We start from the raw sequence: 17,677 nt of genomic DNA on the forward strand, positions 1-17,677 counted from the left end.
GGCGCAGTCTCGGCCGGGCGTGATGCGGGAGCCCGGTATGAAAGGTACTTTAACGCGCACCGCTCTGGCGGCGGGCGGCATGATGGTGACGAGTGCGGTCATGGCCGGCAGCCTGGCGCTGCCGACCGCGCAGTCGCTGGCGGGGCAATGGCAGGTGGCCGACAGCGAACGGCAATGCCAAATCGAGTTTTTGGCGAATGAGCAAAGTGAAACCAACGGCTATCAGCTGGTGGATCGGCAACGTTGTCTGCAAAGCGTGTTTGCGGCCGAGGTGGTGGGCTGGCGCCCGGCGCCGGACGGCATCGCCCTGCTGCGGGCGGATGGCAGCACGCTGGCGTTCTTCTCGCGCGACGGCGATCTGTATCGCAACCAGCTGGGTGCCGATGATGCCTTAACGTTGAAAGCGTTGGCTTGATGTGGGAACGGGTTCGGCGTGCCGAACCCGCGGCAGGTCGTTACAGGTAGAGTGAGCGCACGATCAGGAAGTGGCCGGAGAAGTAACAGAAAGCGACGATGGCGTCCGCTGCGCGGAAGGTGAAACGGTAGCGGTTGATCAGCCAAACCACGTTGGCCAGCAGCAATAGCGAGGTGCCGGTCAGCAGCGAGAAGCCGAAATCGGTGCTGCGCAGGAAATATTGTTCGCCCGCCAACCAGACCATCAGCAGCGTCATCGCCACGTAGGTGACGATCGGCCAGCGCATCTCTTCCAGCCGGGTCCAAAGGGTGGCCAGCAGCAACGCGCCTATCGCCAGCAGCGCCAGGGGCAGCGGCCAGAACAGACTGAACGTCATCTGGCTGGCGAAGCTCAGGGTATACAGCAGGTGGGAGAGGAAAAAGGCGCCGATGGCGTACAGCACCCGCTCGCGCGGCAACAGGAGCAGCGCGTCGCCGATCAGCGTCGCCAGCAGGCCGAGTACGATCAGATAACCTGCCGCGCTGAGCACCGGCGCCTGCCAGGCCAACAGCAACAGCAGCAGCAGCGTGACGGGTTTGAACACCCAGCGTTGCCAGCGCGGCCCACGGTATGAGGCGTCGACGAACAGCCAACCGGAAAAGAATACGGCAAGGAACGGCCAACTCATTATGTCTTCCTTATGTATGAGGGAGCGGCAACAACCGGCTCCAAACTGTCACCCATGTCACTTCTTATTTCAGTGTAGGTAGCCTGCCGACGATCGACAATGCTTTCTTGAGAATGCTATGTTTACGCCGATTTGGCCGCGAAGGAAATGGGAAACCGATGAGTAAGCCACCGTTGTTTTTTGTCGCCGTGATTGCGCTGATCGCCGTGCTGGCCACGCAACGCTATTTCAAACAGCGCCAGCAGGAGGCGGAAAACGACCGCGCACCGATGCGCAGTCTGCAGGTGACGGTGAGCGACAAGCGAAGCTTCCCGGTCGCCAAAACCCGTGCGCCGCAGCGCGAACCGCTGGTCAATGAGCCGATGTATTACGAGGTGGTGTTCCGCCCGGTACAGGGCGGTGAAGACATCCAGCTTCGGCTGAAACAGTGGCAATACAACCCGATAGAACAAGGCGCGCAGGGCACGTTGAACATGCAGGGCACGCGCTTCGTCTCTTTCACCGTTCAGCCGTAGCGGTCACTTTTTCTTGATGGGCGGCTGTTTCTTCTGCCAGGCCAACAGCTCGAACACGCCAAAGATAAAGATCTTGGCTTCTTGCCAGTAGCTGATCGGCTGATCCTTCGGCTGGGTGGATTTCAGCAGCACCAGCTGCAGGCCGTGCATCACCACCATAAAGAACAGCGCCACGTCGATGAAATACTTTAGCGGCTTGGGAAACGGATGGAACAGGTTAGAGAGCAGGAAGCCCCACACGCACAGCATCAGCAGGCGGCCCAGATTAATCAGCATGGTCGGTTTTCTCTTGCGAACGAATATAAAGGCGATAGGCCACCTGGCCGGCGACTTTCTCCCGGTGCAGCTGCCAGCTGGCAGGCACGTCCGCCGCGGCGCTTTCCGCCTCGGCTTCTACATAGATCCAGGCCTCGTCGGCCAGCCAGCCTCGCTGCTCCAGCAACAAGGCGGTCTCCGCCAGCAGGCCTTTGCGAAACGGCGGATCGAGAAACACCACGTCAAACGGTTGGCCCTCGCCCGCCAGCCAGCTCAGCGCGTTGGTGTTGATAACCACCCCTTTGCCCTGCAGCAGCGCCAGATTTTTTTCCAGCTGCTGCGCCACCGGCCGTTCGAATTCCAGCAGCGTGGCGCTGCCGGCGTAGCGCGACAGCGCTTCCAGCCCTAATGCGCCGCTGCCGGCGAAACAGTCCAGACAGCGCGCGCCCTGAATCACCGGCGCCAGCCAGTTGAACAGGGTTTCACGCACCCGATCGGTGGTGGGGCGCAGCCCCGGGCTGTTCGGCACCGGAAGCTTGCGACCGCGCCATTGGCCGCCGATGATGCGGATCTGTCCGGCTGCGGCCTGGGGCGGTTTTTTGGCCGCCGCCCGTGGCGAGAGTCTTGTCATAAGCGTTGTTTGATTTCTTTTGCGGCGCGGGGCCGCAGAGGTTAACGAAAAGTTGCCCCTATTCTACCGGTGACGGGCGTCGGGGGGAACGGTAAAACTTTGTTGTCTGATTTCACACCGGAAAGCATGCCGGATGCGTGTTGCTGCGCGAGGGAAAGTGATAGACTCGGCGGATTATTGTCAGCATATATCCTTCAGGTATGTAGGGTAAGCGAGCCTTCGGTACGGAGTAGAGTCATAACATGGCAAAAGATAAGAAACGTGGGTTTTTCTCCTGGCTGGGCTTTGGCCAGAAGGAAAAGGAAGAAGAGCAACAGCAACCTGAGCAGCCGGTAGAGCAGGCGGAGCCTCAGGCCGCGGAGACGCCGGCTGAACCGGCAGCCGCCAAGCTGGATGACAAGCTCCCCGCCCAGGAATCTGAACCTGCCGCCTCCGTCGACACCCCGGGAGAGTGGGATAACGGTCAGGCCGGCGAACAAATCGCGGAGAACCTGCCGGCGGCGGCCGAACACCCAACGGCGCAAGCGTTGGCCGAAGAGATTGTCAGCGTGACCGAGCAGGTAGTGGCGCAGCAGCAGCCGATCGTCGAGCCAGAGCCGGTTGTCGAACCTGAGCCGGTCGTTGAGCCAGAGCCAGTTGTTGAACCTGAGCCGGTCGTCGAGCCCGAGCCGATTGTTGAGCCAGAGCCGGTTGTTGAGCCAGAGCCGGTTGTCGAACCTGAGCCGGTCGTCGAGTCTGAGCCGAGTGTTGAGCCAGAGCCTGTCGTCGAACCTGAGCCTGTCGTCGAACCTGAGCCGGTCGTTGAGCCCGAGCCGGTCGTTGAACCTGAGCCGGTCGTTGAACCTGAGCCGGTCGTTGAACCTGAGCCGGTCGTCGAGCCTGAGCCGGTCATTGAGCCTGAGCCAGTCGTCGAACCAGAACCCGAGCCGGAAGAAGAAGCGCCGCTTGAACCTGTGGTGCCGGCCGCTGCGCAAGAGCAGGAGCGCCCGACCAAAGAAGGCTTCTTCGCTCGCCTGAAGCGCAGCCTGCTGAAGACCAAGCAAAACCTTGGCTCCGGCTTTATGGGGCTGTTCCGCGGTAAAAAGATCGACGACGACCTGTTCGACGAGTTGGAAGAACAGCTGCTGATCGCCGATGTCGGCGTGGATACCACGCGCAAGATCATCACCTCCCTGACCCAGCACGCCAGCCGCAAGCAGCTGAAAGACGCCGAAGCGTTGTACGGCAAGCTGAAGGAGGAAATGTCCGAAATTCTGGCCAAGGTCGATCAGCCGCTGGATGTCAGCGGGAAAACCCCGTATGTCATCCTGATGGTCGGCGTGAACGGCGTGGGTAAAACCACCACCATCGGTAAGCTGGCGCGTCAGTTCCAGGCGGAAGGCAAGTCGGTGATGCTGGCGGCGGGGGATACTTTCCGCGCCGCGGCGGTGGAGCAGCTGCAGGTGTGGGGCGAACGTAACCGTATCCCGGTGGTGGCGCAGCATACCGGCGCGGATTCCGCTTCGGTGATCTTCGATGCGGTGCAGGCTGCCAAAGCGCGCGGCATCGATGTCTTGATCGCCGATACCGCCGGCCGTCTGCAGAACAAATCGCACCTGATGGAAGAGTTGAAGAAGATCGTCCGCGTCATGAAAAAACTGGACGACCAGGCCCCCCATGAGGTTATGCTGACGCTCGATGCCAGCACCGGCCAGAATGCGGTCAGTCAGGCGAAATTATTTAATGAGGCCGTGGGCTTAACCGGCATCACGCTGACTAAACTGGACGGTACCGCCAAGGGCGGGGTGATCTTCGCCATCGCCGATCAGTTCGGTATCCCGATTCGCTATATCGGCGTCGGGGAAGGCATCGAAGATTTGCGGCCGTTTAAGGCTGACGATTTTATTGAGGCACTTTTTGCCCGAGAGGATTAATACGGATGATTCGCTTTGAACAGGTCAGTAAAGCTTATCTGGGCGGACGGCAAGCGCTGCAGGGGGTCGATTTCCATCTGCGCCCGGCGGAAATGGCGTTTCTGACCGGCCATTCCGGCGCGGGGAAAAGTACCCTGCTGAAACTGATTTGCGGTATCGAACGGCCCAGCGCCGGCCACATCTGGTTTGGCGGCCACGACATCAGCCGTTTGAAAAACCGCGAGGTGCCGTTCCTGCGTCGGCAGATCGGCATGATCTTCCAGGATCACCATCTGCTGCTGGATCGCACGGTGTATGACAACGTGGCGATGCCGCTGATCATCGCCGGCGCCAGTACCGAAGACATCCGTCGCCGCGTCTCCGCCGCGCTGGACAAGGTCGGTTTGCTGGATAAAGCGAAAAACTTCCCGATTCAGCTGTCCGGCGGTGAGCAGCAGCGCGTGGGCATCGCCCGTGCGGTGGTGAACAAGCCGGCGGTGCTGCTGGCGGATGAGCCGACCGGCAACCTGGACGACGCGCTGTCGGAAGGCATTCTGCGCCTGTTTGAAGAATTCAACCGCGTCGGCGTCACCGTATTAATGGCGACGCACGACACCGGGCTTATCGCCCGCCGTAATTACCGCATCCTGACGCTGAGCCAGGGCCGCATGCAAGGGGGCGCTCACCATGGCCAATAACGCAAAAACCGCCAAGAGCAAGGCGCTGCGCGGCGGCTGGCGCGAACAGTGGCGTTACGCCTGGATGAACGCCATCAAAGACATGCTGCGTCAGCCGTTGGCGACGCTGCTGACGGTGATGGTGATCGCCATCTCCCTGACGCTGCCGAGCGTGTGCTACATCGTGTGGAAAAACGTCAGCACCGCGGCCAGCCAGTGGTACCCGACGCCGCAGCTGACGGTCTACCTGGATAAGTCGCTCGATGACGACGCGGCGCTGAAAGTGCTCGATGCCATCAAGGCGGAAGCCGGCGTGGAGAAGGTGAACTACCTGTCGCGTGAAGAAGCGCGCGGCGAGTTCCGCAACTGGTCGGGCTTTGGCGGCGCGCTGGACATGCTGGAAGAGAACCCGCTGCCGGCGGTGGCGATCGTCACGCCGAAGATGAGCTTCCAGAGTTCGGACACCCTCAACACCCTGCGCGATCGCGTAGCGGCGGTGCAGGGCGTGGAAGAAGTGCGTATGGATGACAGCTGGTTTGCCCGCCTGGCGGCGCTCACCGGGCTGGCGGGCCAGATCGCGGCGATCATCGGCGTGCTGATGATCGTGGCGGTGTTCCTGGTGATCGGCAACAGCGTGCGTCTGAGCATCTTCAGCCGTCGCGACACCATCAACGTGATGAAGCTGATCGGCGCCACCGACGGCTTTATCCTGCGGCCGTTCCTCAACGGCGGGGCGATGCTGGGCTTTGCCGGCGCGCTGCTGTCGCTGGTGCTCTCCGGCGCGCTGGTGTGGCAGCTGGAGTCGGTAGTCGCCGGGGTAGCCAAGGTATTCGGCACCACCTTCACCCTGCACGGGCTGGGCTGGGACGAGGCGCTGCTGCTGCTGATCATCTCCGCGATGATCGGCTGGATCGCCGCCTGGCTGGCGACAGTGCAACATTTACGCCGATTTACACCACAGTAAGATTTTTTTGGTATACTCTTCTCCTGCTGCTTTTGATCGCGTTGCGGGAGAAGAGTGACCTCAAGCGAAGTCAGCACCACACCTCTCTTCTTAGCGCACAAATTCCCTATCGGCCTGCACCTTCGTCACGTATTGTCAGCAACAATGCTTGCAAAAAAGGGTGAACTTATAGGGCGGAGTACGGTCAAAAATTGCAGCAAATGTTAAGGTGCCCGGCGTGTGGAACCGCTTTTGCTTCAGCAACTGCCGTAGAATCAATCATTTCCCCGCTGTAATAATCACCTGCATGATTTTGTATTCTCATAGAGAGGGTTTGAATGACCAAAGAAATGCAAACTTTAGCCTTAGTACCCCAAGGTAGCTTGGAAGCCTATATCCGGGCAGCCAACGCCTATCCGATGCTGACGGCAGAGGAAGAGCGGGAGCTGGCTGAACGGCTGCATTATCAGGGCGATCTGGATGCCGCTAAGCAGCTCATCCTGTCTCACCTGCGCTTTGTCGCTCATATTGCCCGCAACTATTCAGGCTACGGTCTGCCGCAGGCGGATCTGATTCAGGAAGGTAATATCGGCCTGATGAAAGCCGTTCGCCGCTTCAACCCTGAAGTCGGCGTGCGTCTGGTTTCCTTTGCGGTGCATTGGATTAAGGCGGAAATCCACGAGTACGTATTGCGCAACTGGCGCATCGTGAAAGTGGCGACCACCAAAGCGCAGCGCAAGCTGTTCTTTAACCTGCGCAAAACCAAACAGCGTTTAGGCTGGTTCAACCAGGACGAAGTGGAGCTGGTGGCCCGCGAGCTGGGCGTCACCAGCAAAGACGTGCGCGAGATGGAATCTCGCATGGCGGCGCAGGACATGACCTTCGATCCGACTCCGGACGACGAGGCCCGCGATGGCCAGGCGATGGCGCCGGTGCTGTACCTGCAGGACAAGAGCTCCGACTTCGCCGAAGGCATCGAGGAAGATAACTGGGAAAGCAACGCCGCAGACAAACTGGCCTATGCGCTGGAAGGTCTGGACGAGCGCAGCCAGCATATCATCCGCGCCCGTTGGCTGGACGACGACAACAAGTCGACGCTGCAGGAGCTGGCCGATCAGTACGGCGTTTCCGCCGAGCGCGTGCGCCAGCTGGAAAAGAACGCCATGAAGAAATTGAAAATGGCGATCGAAGCCTGAGTCGATGCGATATTCGAAAAAAAAGCCCGGCAAGCCGGGCTTTTTCATGCCTGAAATTCGGCGTTATGGCGCAACAGTGGCGAAGTCCGGCGCCGGGCAGTCGTAGCCGAATTTTGCCGCCCACGGGTAGCGGGTGCCGGTGTTGATGTAGCGCTGATAAAGTGCCCGGCCGGTCTTGGCGTCACGCTTGATAACCCAGCTGGCGGCGTTACACAGCACGGCGGCGTAGGCCTGGCTTTTCGGCGGCAGCAGATCGGCCGCCTGCTGCGCCAACCCCACGGCCTGCCAGCGATAGTGCAGGAAACGGTTGTCCTGCGTCGGCAGCGCCGCCTTGGCGCGCGCCGCTTCTGCGCTGTCTATCCAGCTTTTGTGCTTCAGCTCGCGAGTATCGAACGCATCCCCCAGATAGGAATAGCCGGCGCCATAGATGGCGTAGTCCGGCGTCATCTCATAGCCGGTAAACTCCAGCCCCTGGGCGCGTAGCAGGTTGGCGGCGCGATAGTAAGCCTGTGCGCGCGTCAGCGGCGCGGCGGACTTGTCCTTGGCGGCCTTCAGCTCGTCGGCATACTGCTGCGCCGCCTGGCGGTAGTTGGGGATATCGAAGTAGGCCTGCGCCTCTGCGGCCCGCCCGGCGCGCATCAAGCGCCGCGCCAGCAGCTCGCGCAGCTGCACTTCCGGCGTGATCTGCTGGCCGCCGTAGTCGTCCGGGTTAACCGGCTTGAGCGGCGTCGTCGGCGCCGGGGCGTGCTTATCGACAAAGCCTTTCAACTCATCGACGGTCAGCACCCGCTCCGCCACGTCGGCCACGTCGGCCCAGTAGATCGCCTTGCCGCGATACAGCAGGTCCATCGCCTGCAGATAGTCGCCGCGGTTGAGCGCCAGGATAGCCTGTTCGCCGGCCACCCGGCACTCGGGCACGATGGTTTCCGCGACGAAGTCGGCGTTGCGCTGTTCGCCCCAGCTTTCGTCGGCGGGGAATGCGCTTGCCGCCTTGGCATAGGCGGCGGTGGCAGCTTTCACGTCACCGTCACGCAGCGCCATTTTGGCGCGCAGCCACCACGCCAGGCCGCTGTCGCCGGCGTTTTTCAGCAGGCTGGCCGCCATCGGGTACTGCCCGGAACGGTAGGCCAATGCCGCCAGCCGATCGCTGCCGGCGAAGCCGCTTTTCACCGTGCCGTCCAGCAGCGTCAGGATCTGGCTGATGATCTGTGCGGAGCGGCCGTTGCCGTCGGTATCCGCCATCTGCAGGTTGCCGCTGCGGGCGAACAGTTCAATGGTCACCAGCTGTTGGATTAAGGGATCGCCGATAACCTGTTTCAGCGTTTCCAGATGGTCGGGATTGACCAGGAAACTGGAGACGTACTGCAGCGACTGCCCGCCGCTCGGATCGCCCTGCGCCGCCTGCTGTGCGTACAGGTGGGCGGCGGGGGCGACGTCACCCAGCCACAGGTGGATGCGCGCCTGCTGCCCGAGGCTGCTTAGCGCCAGCTGATCGGGGTCGGCGGCGCCGCTTTTCACCCGATCGATCACCTGCTGGAACGCCGCCAGCGCCTGTTCCAGTTCGGCTTTAGGCGGATGCTCGGCGGCGGGCGCCGCTTCACCCGATTCATTCACCGGCGTACCGTGGTCAGCCATCAAGACCCGCCCAAGCGAATACTGCGCCCGCAGCCCCCAGTCGCCCTGCTCGGCGGCCGGCAGCTTCAGCACCTGCTGGAAATAGTCTGTGGCGCGTGGATCGTGGCTGGCGAAAGCGACGGCGCCCAGTTGATAGAGACGCGCGGCGTTGGACAACCCCTGCGTATTGACGGCGTCAGCTTCTTCCACCGTTTTGGCGGCGCGCATTTTACCGATCGCCACCGTTTCCGGCGATTGCGGCATCGGTTTCGGCGGCATCGGCGGCGGCGGGGCTTGCCAGTGCGGCAACTGTTTATCCGCCGGCACCAGCCGGCCGGCTTCGAAGGCGAAATTGCCCTCCGGCATATACAGCAGGGTGCCGTTGCGGTCGATCAGCAGCCGGTTAGGAAAATCCGGGCCGCAGGCATAGCCGTTCAGCGGCAGCGCCAGCGCGGCGCCGATCAGCATGGCCAGCGGAAGAAGGCGGCGGGTGTTCCGTGCCGCGCGCGAATCAAGGTGTGACAAGGGTGCCTCCTGGCGTCAGTTGTTGGCAGCGCAGCCAGCCCAGCGGCCGGGATTGCCCGGCGCGCAGCTGGTCGCCGCTGATGCGGATAAAGCGTTGCCGTTGCGGTGCGGATTCCAGCCGGTAGTTGCCGACCGCGTCCGCTGCCAGGCAGTCGTCGGCGCGGATGACCACCTCTTGCGGCAGCGGGGCGTCCACCGGCCCGTTGTTATGAATTATCAGATCATACAGCCCGTTTTGCTGTGGCTGAGGCCTAAATTTTACCTGCCAGTCGACGTTCAGTGGCCGCCGTTCGATCACCGCTCGCAGCGTGGCGAGCGACCAGGCGCGCCGATCGTCCGCCAGCGGCAAGCGGAACCAGATAATGCCGCGCAGCCGGGGCGGCGTTTGCTGCGCCAGCGCTTGCAGAAAATCGGCGATCTGCTGCGGCGCGACCGTCAGCTCGCGGCCGTTGCCCGCCACGCGCAGCGAGGATTCGCTCTCCACCTGCGCGCCCTGCGCATCAAACCCCAGCAGCGCCATGCCGTAGGCCGGCAGCGCGACGCGAAACGGCTTCGGTGTGACGGCGGCGTACTGCCGCACCCAGCGCAGCGCCAAGGGGCCGTCAAACAGCCCCTGCTGCGGCGAGAGCACGGCATGCACCTGCAGGACGGAACTGTCGGCCTGCTGCAGTACGCCGGGCAGAGTGGGTGAGCCGATCCAGGCCGGCAGAGCGGTGATGCCGAGTTGCAAAGCGGCGGGCAGCCGTTGGTGCAGCCGCTGTAGAAAGCGTTGGTAGTCCGGCAGGCGGGCGGTGGCGGCGTCATGATCGATCTCGACGCCGGTGACGGGCAGCCCGGCCGCCTGCCAGCGTTGGGTGAGCGCCAGCAGACGTTGGATAATGGCTTCTTGGTCCAGCTGCGGCAGCTGGCCGTCGAGGCGTGCTACCAGCCAGAGCGGGCGGCCGTCCTGCTTCAGCAGGCTGAGATCGGCTGGGATCTCCCGCCAGCCCTCGCGCGGATGTACCTGCAGCGCCAGCACGCGCAGCCCACCGAACAGATCGCGGCTGTGCGCCAGCGCATCGGCGTGCTGCGGCGTCCAGACCCGCTGCCAGACATAAACCTGCTGATCCCAGCCTGAGGCCAGGCGCAGCGCCTGCTGGCGCCCGAGGAGCGCGGCCGCCAGCCCCAGCGCAATCAAGACCAGCGCCGCCAGCCGGCGTTTCATTTTTGCCAGAGATCGCCCAGCGGTGCGAAGCCGCAGGCGCGCATGAAGTTATCGACTTCCCCGCGTTCGCGCGGCGCCAGGCCGGCGGTCGACAGTTGCCAGTGGGCGACCTGTGGCAGCTGACGCTGCGCATCCTGCACCAGGTAAAGACCGACGCCGCGGCGGCGCGTCACTTCGCGCACCAGCAGGTCCTGCAGTTCGGCGCGGTCGTCCTGCAGCGCGATTTTCACCGCCCCCAGCAGCCGCTCGTTGAAGCGGGCGGCGAACAGCGCCTTGCCGTTGCTCAGCCAGCTCTGCCACTGTTCCGGCTGCTGGTGCGGCCAAATTTTACCGAGGTCGATAAGGTCTTGCGGGGACAGCGCGGTCAGGCGCTCGATGGTCAGTTTCATGCAGAATTTCCGCGCAGCTAAATGATGCCGACAGTGTAATAGATCTTGTGCAGAGCGTTGTGTAAGTTTTTCTGTACGATTACTGTGCAATATGTTTTTTGCACGGGGCATTTTCCGAGTAAATAGTTAGTAAACGGATTGTTAACCAGCACAACGCACTACGCCTCAAGGTAAAGAGCGCAGATTTAATTCGAATTTTATCCTGTTTACACCGCTTGTTTCTGCCGGATGAAGTTGATTTGCAGAAGAAAATTCCTGTTTAATGGCATGAAAAATAAAGTCTTATTAGAAAATAATGCCGATAAAACGCCTAAATCATTATTACTTATAACAAAAGCGGTCAATAACGATCGGGCGCAGGCAAACACAACAGGTACGTTCACAACGACAGATGGGGATTTGCGGATGAAATTAACAACAGGTAAGGCACTGCTGGCGGGTTGTATTGCGATGGCCATGAGCCAGGCGGCCATGGCGAAAGACATCAAGGTGGCGATCGTCGGGGCGATGTCCGGCCCGGTCGCGCAGTATGGCGACATGGAGTTTACCGGCGCGCGCCAGGCGATTGCCGATATCAACGCCAAGGGCGGTATCAAGGGCGACAAGCTGGTTGGCGTGGAATACGACGACGCCTGCGACCCGAAACAGGCGGTTGCGGTCGCCAACAAGGTGATCAACGACGGCATTCGCTACGTGATCGGCCACCTGTGCTCCTCGTCTACCCAGCCGGCGTCCGATATCTATGAAGACGAAGGCGTGATCATGATTACCCCGGCGGCCACCAACGCCGATCTGACCACCCGCGGCTACAAGATGATCCTGCGCACCACCGGCCTGGACTCGGATCAGGGCCCGACCGCCGCCAAATACATCCTCAGCGACATCAAGCCGAAGCGCATCGCCGTGGTGCACGACAAGCAGCAATACGGTGAAGGCCTGGCCCGCTCGGTGCGCGACAGCCTGAAAAAACAGGGCACCGAAGTGGCGATGTTCGAAGGCATCACCGCCGGCGACAAAGACTTCTCCACCCTGGTGGCGCGCCTGAAGAAAGAAAATATCGACTTCGTGTACTTCGGCGGTTACTACCCGGAAATGGGCCAGATCCTGCGTCAGGCCAAGCAGGCCGGGTTGACCACCCGCTTCATGGGGCCGGAAGGCGTGGGCAACTCCTCGCTGTCCAACATCGCCGGAGCCGCTTCGGAAGGCATGCTGGTGACGCTGCCGAAACGCTACGACCAGGTGCCTGCCAACCAGCCGATCGTCGATGCATTGAAAGCCAAGAAGCTGGATCCGACCGGCCCGTTCGTCTGGACCACCTATGCCGCGCTGCAGTCGCTGACCACCGGCATGGAGCGCAGCGGCAGCCAGGAGCCGGCGGATATCGTCAAGGATCTGAAAACCGGCAAGCCGGTGGAGACCGTGATGGGGCCGCTGACCTGGGATGACAAGGGCGATCTGAAAGGCTTCGAGTTCGGCGTGTTCGAATGGCATGCCAACGGCACGTCCACACCGATCAAATAAGCCATAATGATTAGGGTGGGGCGCAGCCCGCTGCGCCCGGCGGGTCGGCTTGCCGGCCCCGTCTCCCTTTACCCGCCGGTTCTCCGCCGGCGGGTTTCGCAGCCAAGGGTTCAGAGTATGTCAGAGCAGCTCCTCTATTTTCTGCAGCAGATGTTCAACGGCTTAACGTTGGGCAGCACCTATGCATTGATCGCCATCGGTTACACCATGGTTTACGGCATCATCGGCATGATCAACTTCGCCCACGGCGAGGTGTACATGATCGGTAGCTATGTCTCCTTTATCGTCATCGCCGCCCTGATGATGCTCGGTATCGACGTCGGCTGGTTGCTGATCGGCGCCGCGTTCCTGGTCTCGATCGTCATCGCCAGCGCCTACGGCTGGAGCATCGAGCGGGTGGCCTACAAGCCGGTGCGCAACTCCAAGCGCCTGATTGCGCTGATCTCGGCCATCGGCATGTCGATATTCCTGCAAAACTACGTCAGCCTGACGCAGGGCTCACGCGATCTGGCGCTGCCCAGCCTGGTGACCGGCCAGTGGGTGCTGGGGGAAAGCAACGGCTTCGCCGCCACCATCAGCACCATGCAGCTGATCATCTGGCTCGTGACCTTCCTGGCGATGCTGGCGCTGACGCTGTTTATCCGTTATTCGCGCATGGGCCGCGCCTGCCGCGCCTGTGCGGAAGACCTGAAGATGGCCAGCCTGCTGGGCATCAACACCGACCGGGTGATCTCGCTGACCTTCGTCATCGGGGCGGTGATGGCGGCGGTGGCCGGGGTATTGCTCGGCCAGTTCTACGGCGTCATCAACCCTTACATCGGCTTTATGGCCGGTATGAAAGCCTTCACCGCCGCGGTTCTGGGCGGTATCGGCAGCATTCCCGGCGCGATGATCGGCGGCCTGGTGCTGGGCGTGGCGGAAGCGCTGACCTCCGCCTACCTCAGCACTGAATATAAAGACGTGGTGTCGTTCGCGTTGCTGATCGTGGTGCTGCTGATCATGCCGACCGGCATCCTCGGGCGTCCGGAGGTTGAGAAAGTATGAAACTCAATCTGCTCAATGCGCTGATCGCCACGGCGGTGCTGTTCGTGATGGCGTCATTCCTGATGGGCATGCAGCTTAGCCTGGACGGCACCAAGCTGGTGGTGCACGGCGCGGCGGAAGTGCGCTGGATGTGGATCGGCATCGGCTGCGTCATCGTCTTTTTCTTCCAGCTGTTGCGCCCGCTGCTGCAGCAGGGATTGAAAAAAGTCTCCGGCCCGGCGTTCGTGCTGCCGAGCTTCGACGGCACCACGCCGCGGCAAAAGCTGCTGGCGGCTCTGCTCATCGTCGCGGCGGTCGCCTGGCCGTTCCTGGTCTCGCGCGGCACGGTGGATATCGCCACCCTGACGCTGATCTACGTGATGCTGGGCCTCGGCCTCAACGTGGTGGTGGGCTTGTCCGGTCTGCTGGTGCTCGGCTACGGCGGTTTCTACGCCATCGGCGCCTACACCTACGCGCTGCTGAATCACTATTACGGCCTCGGCTTCTGGGAGAGCCTGCCGCTGGCGGGCATCGTCACCGCCGCCTTCGGCTTCCTGCTCGGTTTCCCGGTGCTGCGGCTGCGCGGCGACTATCTGGCAATCGTGACGCTCGGCTTCGGTGAGATCGTGCGCATCCTGCTGCTGAACAATACCGAGATCACCGGCGGACCGAACGGCATCAGCCAGATCCCGAAACCGACCTTCTTCGGCCTGGAGTTCAACCGCAGCGTGCGCGACGGCGGCTGGGATACCTTCCATAACTTCTTCGGCCTGAAATACGATCCGAGCGATCGCATCGTGTTCCTGTACCTGGTGGCGCTGCTGCTGGTGGTGCTGACGCTGTTCGTCATCAACCGCCTGCTGCGTATGCCGCTGGGGCGCGCCTGGGAAGCGCTGCGCGAAGACGAGATCGCCTGCCGCTCGCTGGGCCTCAGCCCGACGCGCATCAAGCTGACCGCTTTTACCATCAGCGCCGCTTTCGCCGGGTTTGCCGGCACGCTGTTCGCCGCGCGCCAGGGGTTCGTCAGCCCGGAATCCTTCACCTTCGTCGAATCGGCCTTCGTACTGGCGATCGTCGTGCTGGGGGGCATGGGCTCGCAGTTCGCGGTCATTCTGGCGGCGATCCTGCTGGTGGTGTCGCGCGAGCTGATGCGCGATCTGAATGAATACAGCATGTTGCTGCTGGGTGCGCTGATGGTGCTGATGATGATTTGGCGGCCGCAGGGGCTGTTGCCGATGAAACGGCCGCAGCTGAAGCTGCAGGCGGCGGACATTCACGCGGGCAAGGGGGAGCAGGCATGAGCGTTCAACCTTTGCTGCAGGTGGAGGGCCTGTCGATGCGTTTCGGCGGGCTGCTGGCGGTCAACAACGTGGCGTTGACGCTGAACGAAGGTGAAATCGTGTCGCTGATCGGCCCCAACGGCGCCGGTAAGACCACGGTGTTCAACTGCCTGACCGGTTTTTACCGCCCGACCGGCGGCACCATCAAATTGCGCGATCGCCACCTGGAAGGGTTGGCGGGGCAGGCCATCGCCCGCATGGGGGTGGTGCGCACTTTCCAGCACGTGCGGCTGTTCCGTGAAATGACGGTGATCGAAAACCTGCTGGTGGCGCAGCATCAGCACCTGAAAAGCGGCGTGTTTGCCGGGTTGCTGAAAACCCCGGCCTTCCGCCGCGCCGAAGCCGAAGCGCTGGCGCGCGCGGCGGAGTGGCTGGAGCGCGTCGGCCTGCTGGAAATGGCCAACCGCTCGGCGGGCAACCTGGCCTATGGGCAGCAGCGGCGGCTGGAGATCGCCCGCTGCATGGTGACCCGGCCGGAGCTGCTGATGCTGGATGAACCGGCCGCCGGCCTCAACCCGAAAGAGACCGACGAGCTGGATCACCTGATCGTCGAGCTGCGCGATCGGCATAAGGTATCGGTGCTGCTGATCGAGCACGACATGAAGCTGGTGATGGGCATTTCCGACCGCATTTACGTGGTGAATCAGGGCACGCCGCTGGCGCAGGGCACACCGGCGGAGATCCGCAACAACCCGGACGTGATCCGGGCTTATTTGGGCGAAGAATAATATGTTGTCATTCAATCAGGTATCCGCCCATTACGGCAAAATTCAGGCGCTGCATCAGGTCAGTCTCACGATAAGCCAGGGGGAAATCGTGACGTTAATCGGCGCCAACGGCGCCGGTAAAACCACGCTGCTCGGCACCCTGTGCGGCGAGCCGCGCGCCAGCGAAGGCAGCATCGTCTTTCAGAACCAGGACATCACCCAGTGGCAAACCTCGCGCATCATGCGCGAAGCGGTGGCGATCGTGCCGGAAGGGCGGCGCGTCTTCTCGCGCATGACGGTGGAAGAAAACCTGGCGATGGGCGGCTTCTTCGCCGATCGCCGGCAGTATCAACAGCGCATCGAACGGGTGTTCACGCTGTTCCCGCGCCTGCTGGAACGCCGAAGCCAGCGTGCCGGCACCATGTCCGGCGGCGAGCAGCAGATGTTGGCCATCGGCCGCGCGCTGATGAGCCAGCCGAAGCTGCTGCTGCTCGACGAGCCCTCGCTCGGGCTGGCGCCCATCATCATCCAGCAGATTTTCGACATCATTCAGCAGCTGCGGGAAGAGGGCATGACCATCTTCCTGGTGGAACAAAACGCCAATCAGGCGCTGAAATTGGCGGACCGCGGTTATGTGCTGGAAAACGGCCGCGTGGTGTTGGAAGATACGGGGGCTGCATTGTTAGCCAACGAAGCAGTGAGGTCGGCGTATCTGGGCGGTTAATCCGCCCCCCTACGAATTAAAATAATCAGGTACGAGAAGAAGAAATGAAGACAGAAGGGTTACTCGCGCAGCGCATCGTTAACGTAAAAAGTTCGGCCATCCGTGAATTGCTTAAACACAGCAAGATGGAACACGTCATTTCGCTGGCGGGCGGCATCCCCTCTGATGCGCTGTTCGATTTCGAAGGATTGAGCATCGCCACCCAGCAGGCGATCACCGAACAGCCGAAAAGCGCGTTCCAGTATGGCCTGACCGAGGGCAGCCCGCTGCTGCGTGAGCGCATTTGCGCGCTGTGCGCCGAGCGCGGCGTCACCGCTGGCGCGGAAGAGGTGATGGTCACCGCCGGCTCGCAGCAGGCATTGGATTTGGTGATGCGCGCCATCGTCAACCCCGGCGACGTGTTCGTGGTGGAGCGCCCGACCTACCTGGCGGCGCTGCAAACGTTGGAGCTGGCGGAAGCCAACATCATGTCGGTCTCGTCCGACAGCGACGGCATGGTGGTGGAAGAGCTGGCCGAGCTGCTGAAAACCCAGCGCATCAAGGGTGTGTACGTGGTGCCGAACTTCGGCAACCCCAGCGGCATCACCCTGAGCGCCGCGCGCCGCGAACTGCTGGTGAAGCTGGCCGCCGAACATAACTTCCTGATCATCGAAGACGATCCGTACGGCGAGCTGCGTTTTACCGAAGAGCGCCACCCGACGCTGCATCAGGTGTCACAGCGGGTGCTGGGCAACACCGACCACATCATCTATACCTCGACCTTCTCCAAGATCCTGGCGCCGGGCCTGCGGTTGGGCTGGGCGATCCTGCCGCCGTTCCTGCTGCATAAAGTGGCGATCATCAAGCAGGCGGCGGATCTGCACGCCAGCGCGCTGTCGCAGAGCATCGTCGAATGCTACCTCGGCCTGGGCCGCCTGCCGGCGCAGATCGACAAGATCCGCGCCGCCTACAAACAGAAGGGCGAGATCCTGGCCGGTTTGGTGGAGCAGGAGCTGGGCGACTACATCACCTTCGATAAGCCGAAGGGCGGCATGTTCCTGTGGGCGCGTTTCCGCCAGCCGTTCAACGCCACCGAATGGCTGAACGCTACCCTGCAGCAGGGCGTGGTGTTCGTGCCGGGGGAATACTTCTTCTCCGACAACCCGGATCGTTCGACCTTCCGCCTGTCGTTCGCCACCGCCACCGAACAGCAGATGCAGGAAGCGGTGGCGCGTCTGCGCCGTTCGCTGTAATCCTCGCGGCGGCGGAGCCCATGCCCGCCGCCGACATCAAACCGCCATCTTCACTTCACCTTGCCGTCATGTGGCTGTCATATAACGGTTATTTTTCTGTCATCCGCGCATGGCATGTTATCCCCCGTCATCTTTCGAGCCGCAGCGTTGTTGGCTGCCCGACTGCCCCCCTGTCACTTAGTTAGCTAAGCTCCAGGGTGCCAGCAG

General features: G+C 62.0%; 18 protein-coding genes. 12 read left to right on the forward strand and 6 right to left on the reverse strand.

Annotated elements, in window-relative coordinates:
* The first annotated feature begins 37 nt into the window (after window positions 1-37).
* The gene (locus tag V8N38_RS00820) at window positions 38-415 is read left to right on the forward strand and encodes an AprI/Inh family metalloprotease inhibitor (RefSeq protein WP_038874139.1); all 378 of its coding nucleotides are present in this window, start codon (window positions 38-40) and stop codon (window positions 413-415) included.
* 40 nt (window positions 416-455) lie between these two features.
* Here the strand turns inward: V8N38_RS00820 and V8N38_RS00825 are convergent, their stop codons facing one another.
* Window positions 456-1,082: a lysoplasmalogenase gene (locus tag V8N38_RS00825; protein WP_049200035.1), complete on the reverse strand. Its 627-nt coding sequence runs from the start codon at window positions 1,080-1,082 to the stop codon at window positions 456-458.
* A gap of 158 nt (window positions 1,083-1,240) precedes the next feature.
* On the opposite strand from V8N38_RS00825, the gene V8N38_RS00830 reads away from it, so the two are divergent.
* A complete protein-coding gene (locus tag V8N38_RS00830; RefSeq protein ID WP_060424177.1) occupies window positions 1,241-1,597 on the forward strand; it encodes a DUF2500 domain-containing protein in 357 nt (118 codons plus the stop codon).
* 3 nt (window positions 1,598-1,600) lie between these two features.
* On the opposite strand, the gene V8N38_RS00835 is transcribed toward V8N38_RS00830, so the two are convergent.
* Both V8N38_RS00835 and rsmD read right to left on the reverse strand, forming a co-directional pair.
* Complete coding sequence (locus V8N38_RS00835) at window positions 1,601-1,873, reverse strand: DUF1145 family protein (protein WP_004934327.1); 273 nt, start codon at window positions 1,871-1,873, stop codon at window positions 1,601-1,603.
* Window positions 1,863-2,483, reverse strand: coding sequence for a 16S rRNA (guanine(966)-N(2))-methyltransferase (gene rsmD, locus V8N38_RS00840; RefSeq protein WP_033636678.1), 621 nt, complete (start codon window positions 2,481-2,483; stop codon window positions 1,863-1,865). The genes V8N38_RS00835 and rsmD overlap by 11 nt, the downstream gene beginning before the upstream one ends.
* A gap of 242 nt (window positions 2,484-2,725) precedes the next feature.
* Here rsmD and ftsY point away from each other — a divergent pair, with 242 nt between their 5' ends.
* From ftsY to rpoH, 4 genes are all read left to right on the forward strand, one after another.
* Window positions 2,726-4,396, forward strand: a complete 1,671-nt coding sequence (gene ftsY / locus V8N38_RS00845; RefSeq protein WP_147840556.1) for a signal recognition particle-docking protein FtsY — start codon at window positions 2,726-2,728, stop codon at window positions 4,394-4,396.
* 5 nt (window positions 4,397-4,401) lie between these two features.
* Window positions 4,402-5,073: a cell division ATP-binding protein FtsE gene (ftsE, locus tag V8N38_RS00850; RefSeq protein WP_004934337.1), complete on the forward strand. Its 672-nt coding sequence runs from the start codon at window positions 4,402-4,404 to the stop codon at window positions 5,071-5,073.
* Window positions 5,063-6,016 carry a permease-like cell division protein FtsX gene (ftsX, locus tag V8N38_RS00855; protein WP_033636680.1) on the forward strand — a complete coding sequence of 318 codons (954 nt, stop codon included), beginning with the start codon at window positions 5,063-5,065 and terminating at the stop codon, window positions 6,014-6,016. The genes ftsE and ftsX overlap by 11 nt, the downstream gene beginning before the upstream one ends.
* Window positions 6,017-6,333: 317 nt before the next feature.
* Complete coding sequence (gene rpoH / locus V8N38_RS00860; RefSeq protein WP_038874147.1) at window positions 6,334-7,191, forward strand: RNA polymerase sigma factor RpoH; 858 nt, start codon at window positions 6,334-6,336, stop codon at window positions 7,189-7,191.
* Window positions 7,192-7,254: 63 nt separating this feature from the next.
* Here the strand turns inward: rpoH and V8N38_RS00865 are convergent, their stop codons facing one another.
* From V8N38_RS00865 to panM, 3 genes are read right to left on the reverse strand one after another with little or no spacing between them, the layout of a single operon-like run.
* The gene (locus V8N38_RS00865) at window positions 7,255-9,273 is read right to left on the reverse strand and encodes a hypothetical protein (protein ID WP_371935056.1); all 2,019 of its coding nucleotides are present in this window, start codon (window positions 9,271-9,273) and stop codon (window positions 7,255-7,257) included.
* A gap of 43 nt (window positions 9,274-9,316) precedes the next feature.
* The gene (locus V8N38_RS00870) at window positions 9,317-10,534 is read right to left on the reverse strand and encodes a DUF3142 domain-containing protein (protein WP_147840558.1); all 1,218 of its coding nucleotides are present in this window, start codon (window positions 10,532-10,534) and stop codon (window positions 9,317-9,319) included.
* Window positions 10,531-10,923 carry an aspartate 1-decarboxylase autocleavage activator PanM gene (gene panM / locus V8N38_RS00875; RefSeq protein ID WP_060441198.1) on the reverse strand — a complete coding sequence of 131 codons (393 nt, stop codon included), beginning with the start codon at window positions 10,921-10,923 and terminating at the stop codon, window positions 10,531-10,533. The genes V8N38_RS00870 and panM overlap by 4 nt, the downstream gene beginning before the upstream one ends.
* A 405-nt stretch (window positions 10,924-11,328) precedes the next feature.
* Here panM and V8N38_RS00880 point away from each other — a divergent pair, with 405 nt between their 5' ends.
* The 6 genes from V8N38_RS00880 (at window position 11,329) to V8N38_RS00905 (ending at window position 17,470) form a co-directional block, all read left to right on the forward strand.
* On the forward strand, window positions 11,329-12,444 hold the full coding sequence (locus V8N38_RS00880) for a branched-chain amino acid ABC transporter substrate-binding protein (RefSeq protein ID WP_025304902.1): 1,116 nt from the start codon (window positions 11,329-11,331) through the stop codon (window positions 12,442-12,444).
* A gap of 117 nt (window positions 12,445-12,561) precedes the next feature.
* Window positions 12,562-13,488: a high-affinity branched-chain amino acid ABC transporter permease LivH gene (gene livH, locus V8N38_RS00885; protein ID WP_038874154.1), complete on the forward strand. Its 927-nt coding sequence runs from the start codon at window positions 12,562-12,564 to the stop codon at window positions 13,486-13,488.
* Complete coding sequence (locus V8N38_RS00890) at window positions 13,485-14,768, forward strand: high-affinity branched-chain amino acid ABC transporter permease LivM (protein ID WP_060441197.1); 1,284 nt, start codon at window positions 13,485-13,487, stop codon at window positions 14,766-14,768. The genes livH and V8N38_RS00890 overlap by 4 nt, the downstream gene beginning before the upstream one ends.
* A complete protein-coding gene (gene livG, locus V8N38_RS00895) occupies window positions 14,765-15,535 on the forward strand; it encodes a high-affinity branched-chain amino acid ABC transporter ATP-binding protein LivG (protein ID WP_025304904.1) in 771 nt (256 codons plus the stop codon). The genes V8N38_RS00890 and livG overlap by 4 nt, the downstream gene beginning before the upstream one ends.
* Before the next feature lies 1 nt (window position 15,536).
* Entirely contained in the window at window positions 15,537-16,238 is a 702-nt protein-coding gene (livF, locus tag V8N38_RS00900; RefSeq protein WP_038874157.1) for a high-affinity branched-chain amino acid ABC transporter ATP-binding protein LivF, read from the forward strand.
* Window positions 16,239-16,282: 44 nt separating this feature from the next.
* Window positions 16,283-17,470: a PLP-dependent aminotransferase family protein gene (locus tag V8N38_RS00905; RefSeq protein ID WP_049202437.1), complete on the forward strand. Its 1,188-nt coding sequence runs from the start codon at window positions 16,283-16,285 to the stop codon at window positions 17,468-17,470.
* Window positions 17,471-17,677 lie beyond the last annotated feature (207 nt).

This window comes from Serratia nevei, from assembly GCF_037948395.1.
Lineage (GTDB): Bacteria > Pseudomonadota > Gammaproteobacteria > Enterobacterales > Enterobacteriaceae > Serratia > Serratia nevei.

Bases quoted from the DNA above. Each gene is read 5' to 3' on its own strand.
- V8N38_RS00820 (WP_038874139.1), top strand. From the start codon at position 38: ATGAAAGGTACTTTAACGCGCACCGCTCTGGCGGCGGGCGGCATGATG.
- V8N38_RS00825 (WP_049200035.1), bottom strand. From the start codon at position 1,082: ATGAGTTGGCCGTTCCTTGCCGTATTCTTTTCCGGTTGGCTGTTCGTC.
- V8N38_RS00830 (WP_060424177.1), top strand. From the start codon at position 1,241: ATGAGTAAGCCACCGTTGTTTTTTGTCGCCGTGATTGCGCTGATCGCC.
- V8N38_RS00835 (WP_004934327.1), bottom strand. From the start codon at position 1,873: ATGCTGATTAATCTGGGCCGCCTGCTGATGCTGTGCGTGTGGGGCTTC.
- rsmD (WP_033636678.1), bottom strand. From the start codon at position 2,483: ATGACAAGACTCTCGCCACGGGCGGCGGCCAAAAAACCGCCCCAGGCC.
- ftsY (WP_147840556.1), top strand. From the start codon at position 2,726: ATGGCAAAAGATAAGAAACGTGGGTTTTTCTCCTGGCTGGGCTTTGGC.
- ftsE (WP_004934337.1), top strand. From the start codon at position 4,402: ATGATTCGCTTTGAACAGGTCAGTAAAGCTTATCTGGGCGGACGGCAA.
- ftsX (WP_033636680.1), top strand. From the start codon at position 5,063: ATGGCCAATAACGCAAAAACCGCCAAGAGCAAGGCGCTGCGCGGCGGC.
- rpoH (WP_038874147.1), top strand. From the start codon at position 6,334: ATGACCAAAGAAATGCAAACTTTAGCCTTAGTACCCCAAGGTAGCTTG.
- V8N38_RS00865 (WP_371935056.1), bottom strand. From the start codon at position 9,273: ATGCTGATCGGCGCCGCGCTGGCGCTGCCGCTGAACGGCTATGCCTGC.
- V8N38_RS00870 (WP_147840558.1), bottom strand. From the start codon at position 10,534: ATGAAACGCCGGCTGGCGGCGCTGGTCTTGATTGCGCTGGGGCTGGCG.
- panM (WP_060441198.1), bottom strand. From the start codon at position 10,923: ATGAAACTGACCATCGAGCGCCTGACCGCGCTGTCCCCGCAAGACCTT.
- V8N38_RS00880 (WP_025304902.1), top strand. From the start codon at position 11,329: ATGAAATTAACAACAGGTAAGGCACTGCTGGCGGGTTGTATTGCGATG.
- livH (WP_038874154.1), top strand. From the start codon at position 12,562: ATGTCAGAGCAGCTCCTCTATTTTCTGCAGCAGATGTTCAACGGCTTA.
- V8N38_RS00890 (WP_060441197.1), top strand. From the start codon at position 13,485: ATGAAACTCAATCTGCTCAATGCGCTGATCGCCACGGCGGTGCTGTTC.
- livG (WP_025304904.1), top strand. From the start codon at position 14,765: ATGAGCGTTCAACCTTTGCTGCAGGTGGAGGGCCTGTCGATGCGTTTC.
- livF (WP_038874157.1), top strand. From the start codon at position 15,537: ATGTTGTCATTCAATCAGGTATCCGCCCATTACGGCAAAATTCAGGCG.
- V8N38_RS00905 (WP_049202437.1), top strand. From the start codon at position 16,283: ATGAAGACAGAAGGGTTACTCGCGCAGCGCATCGTTAACGTAAAAAGT.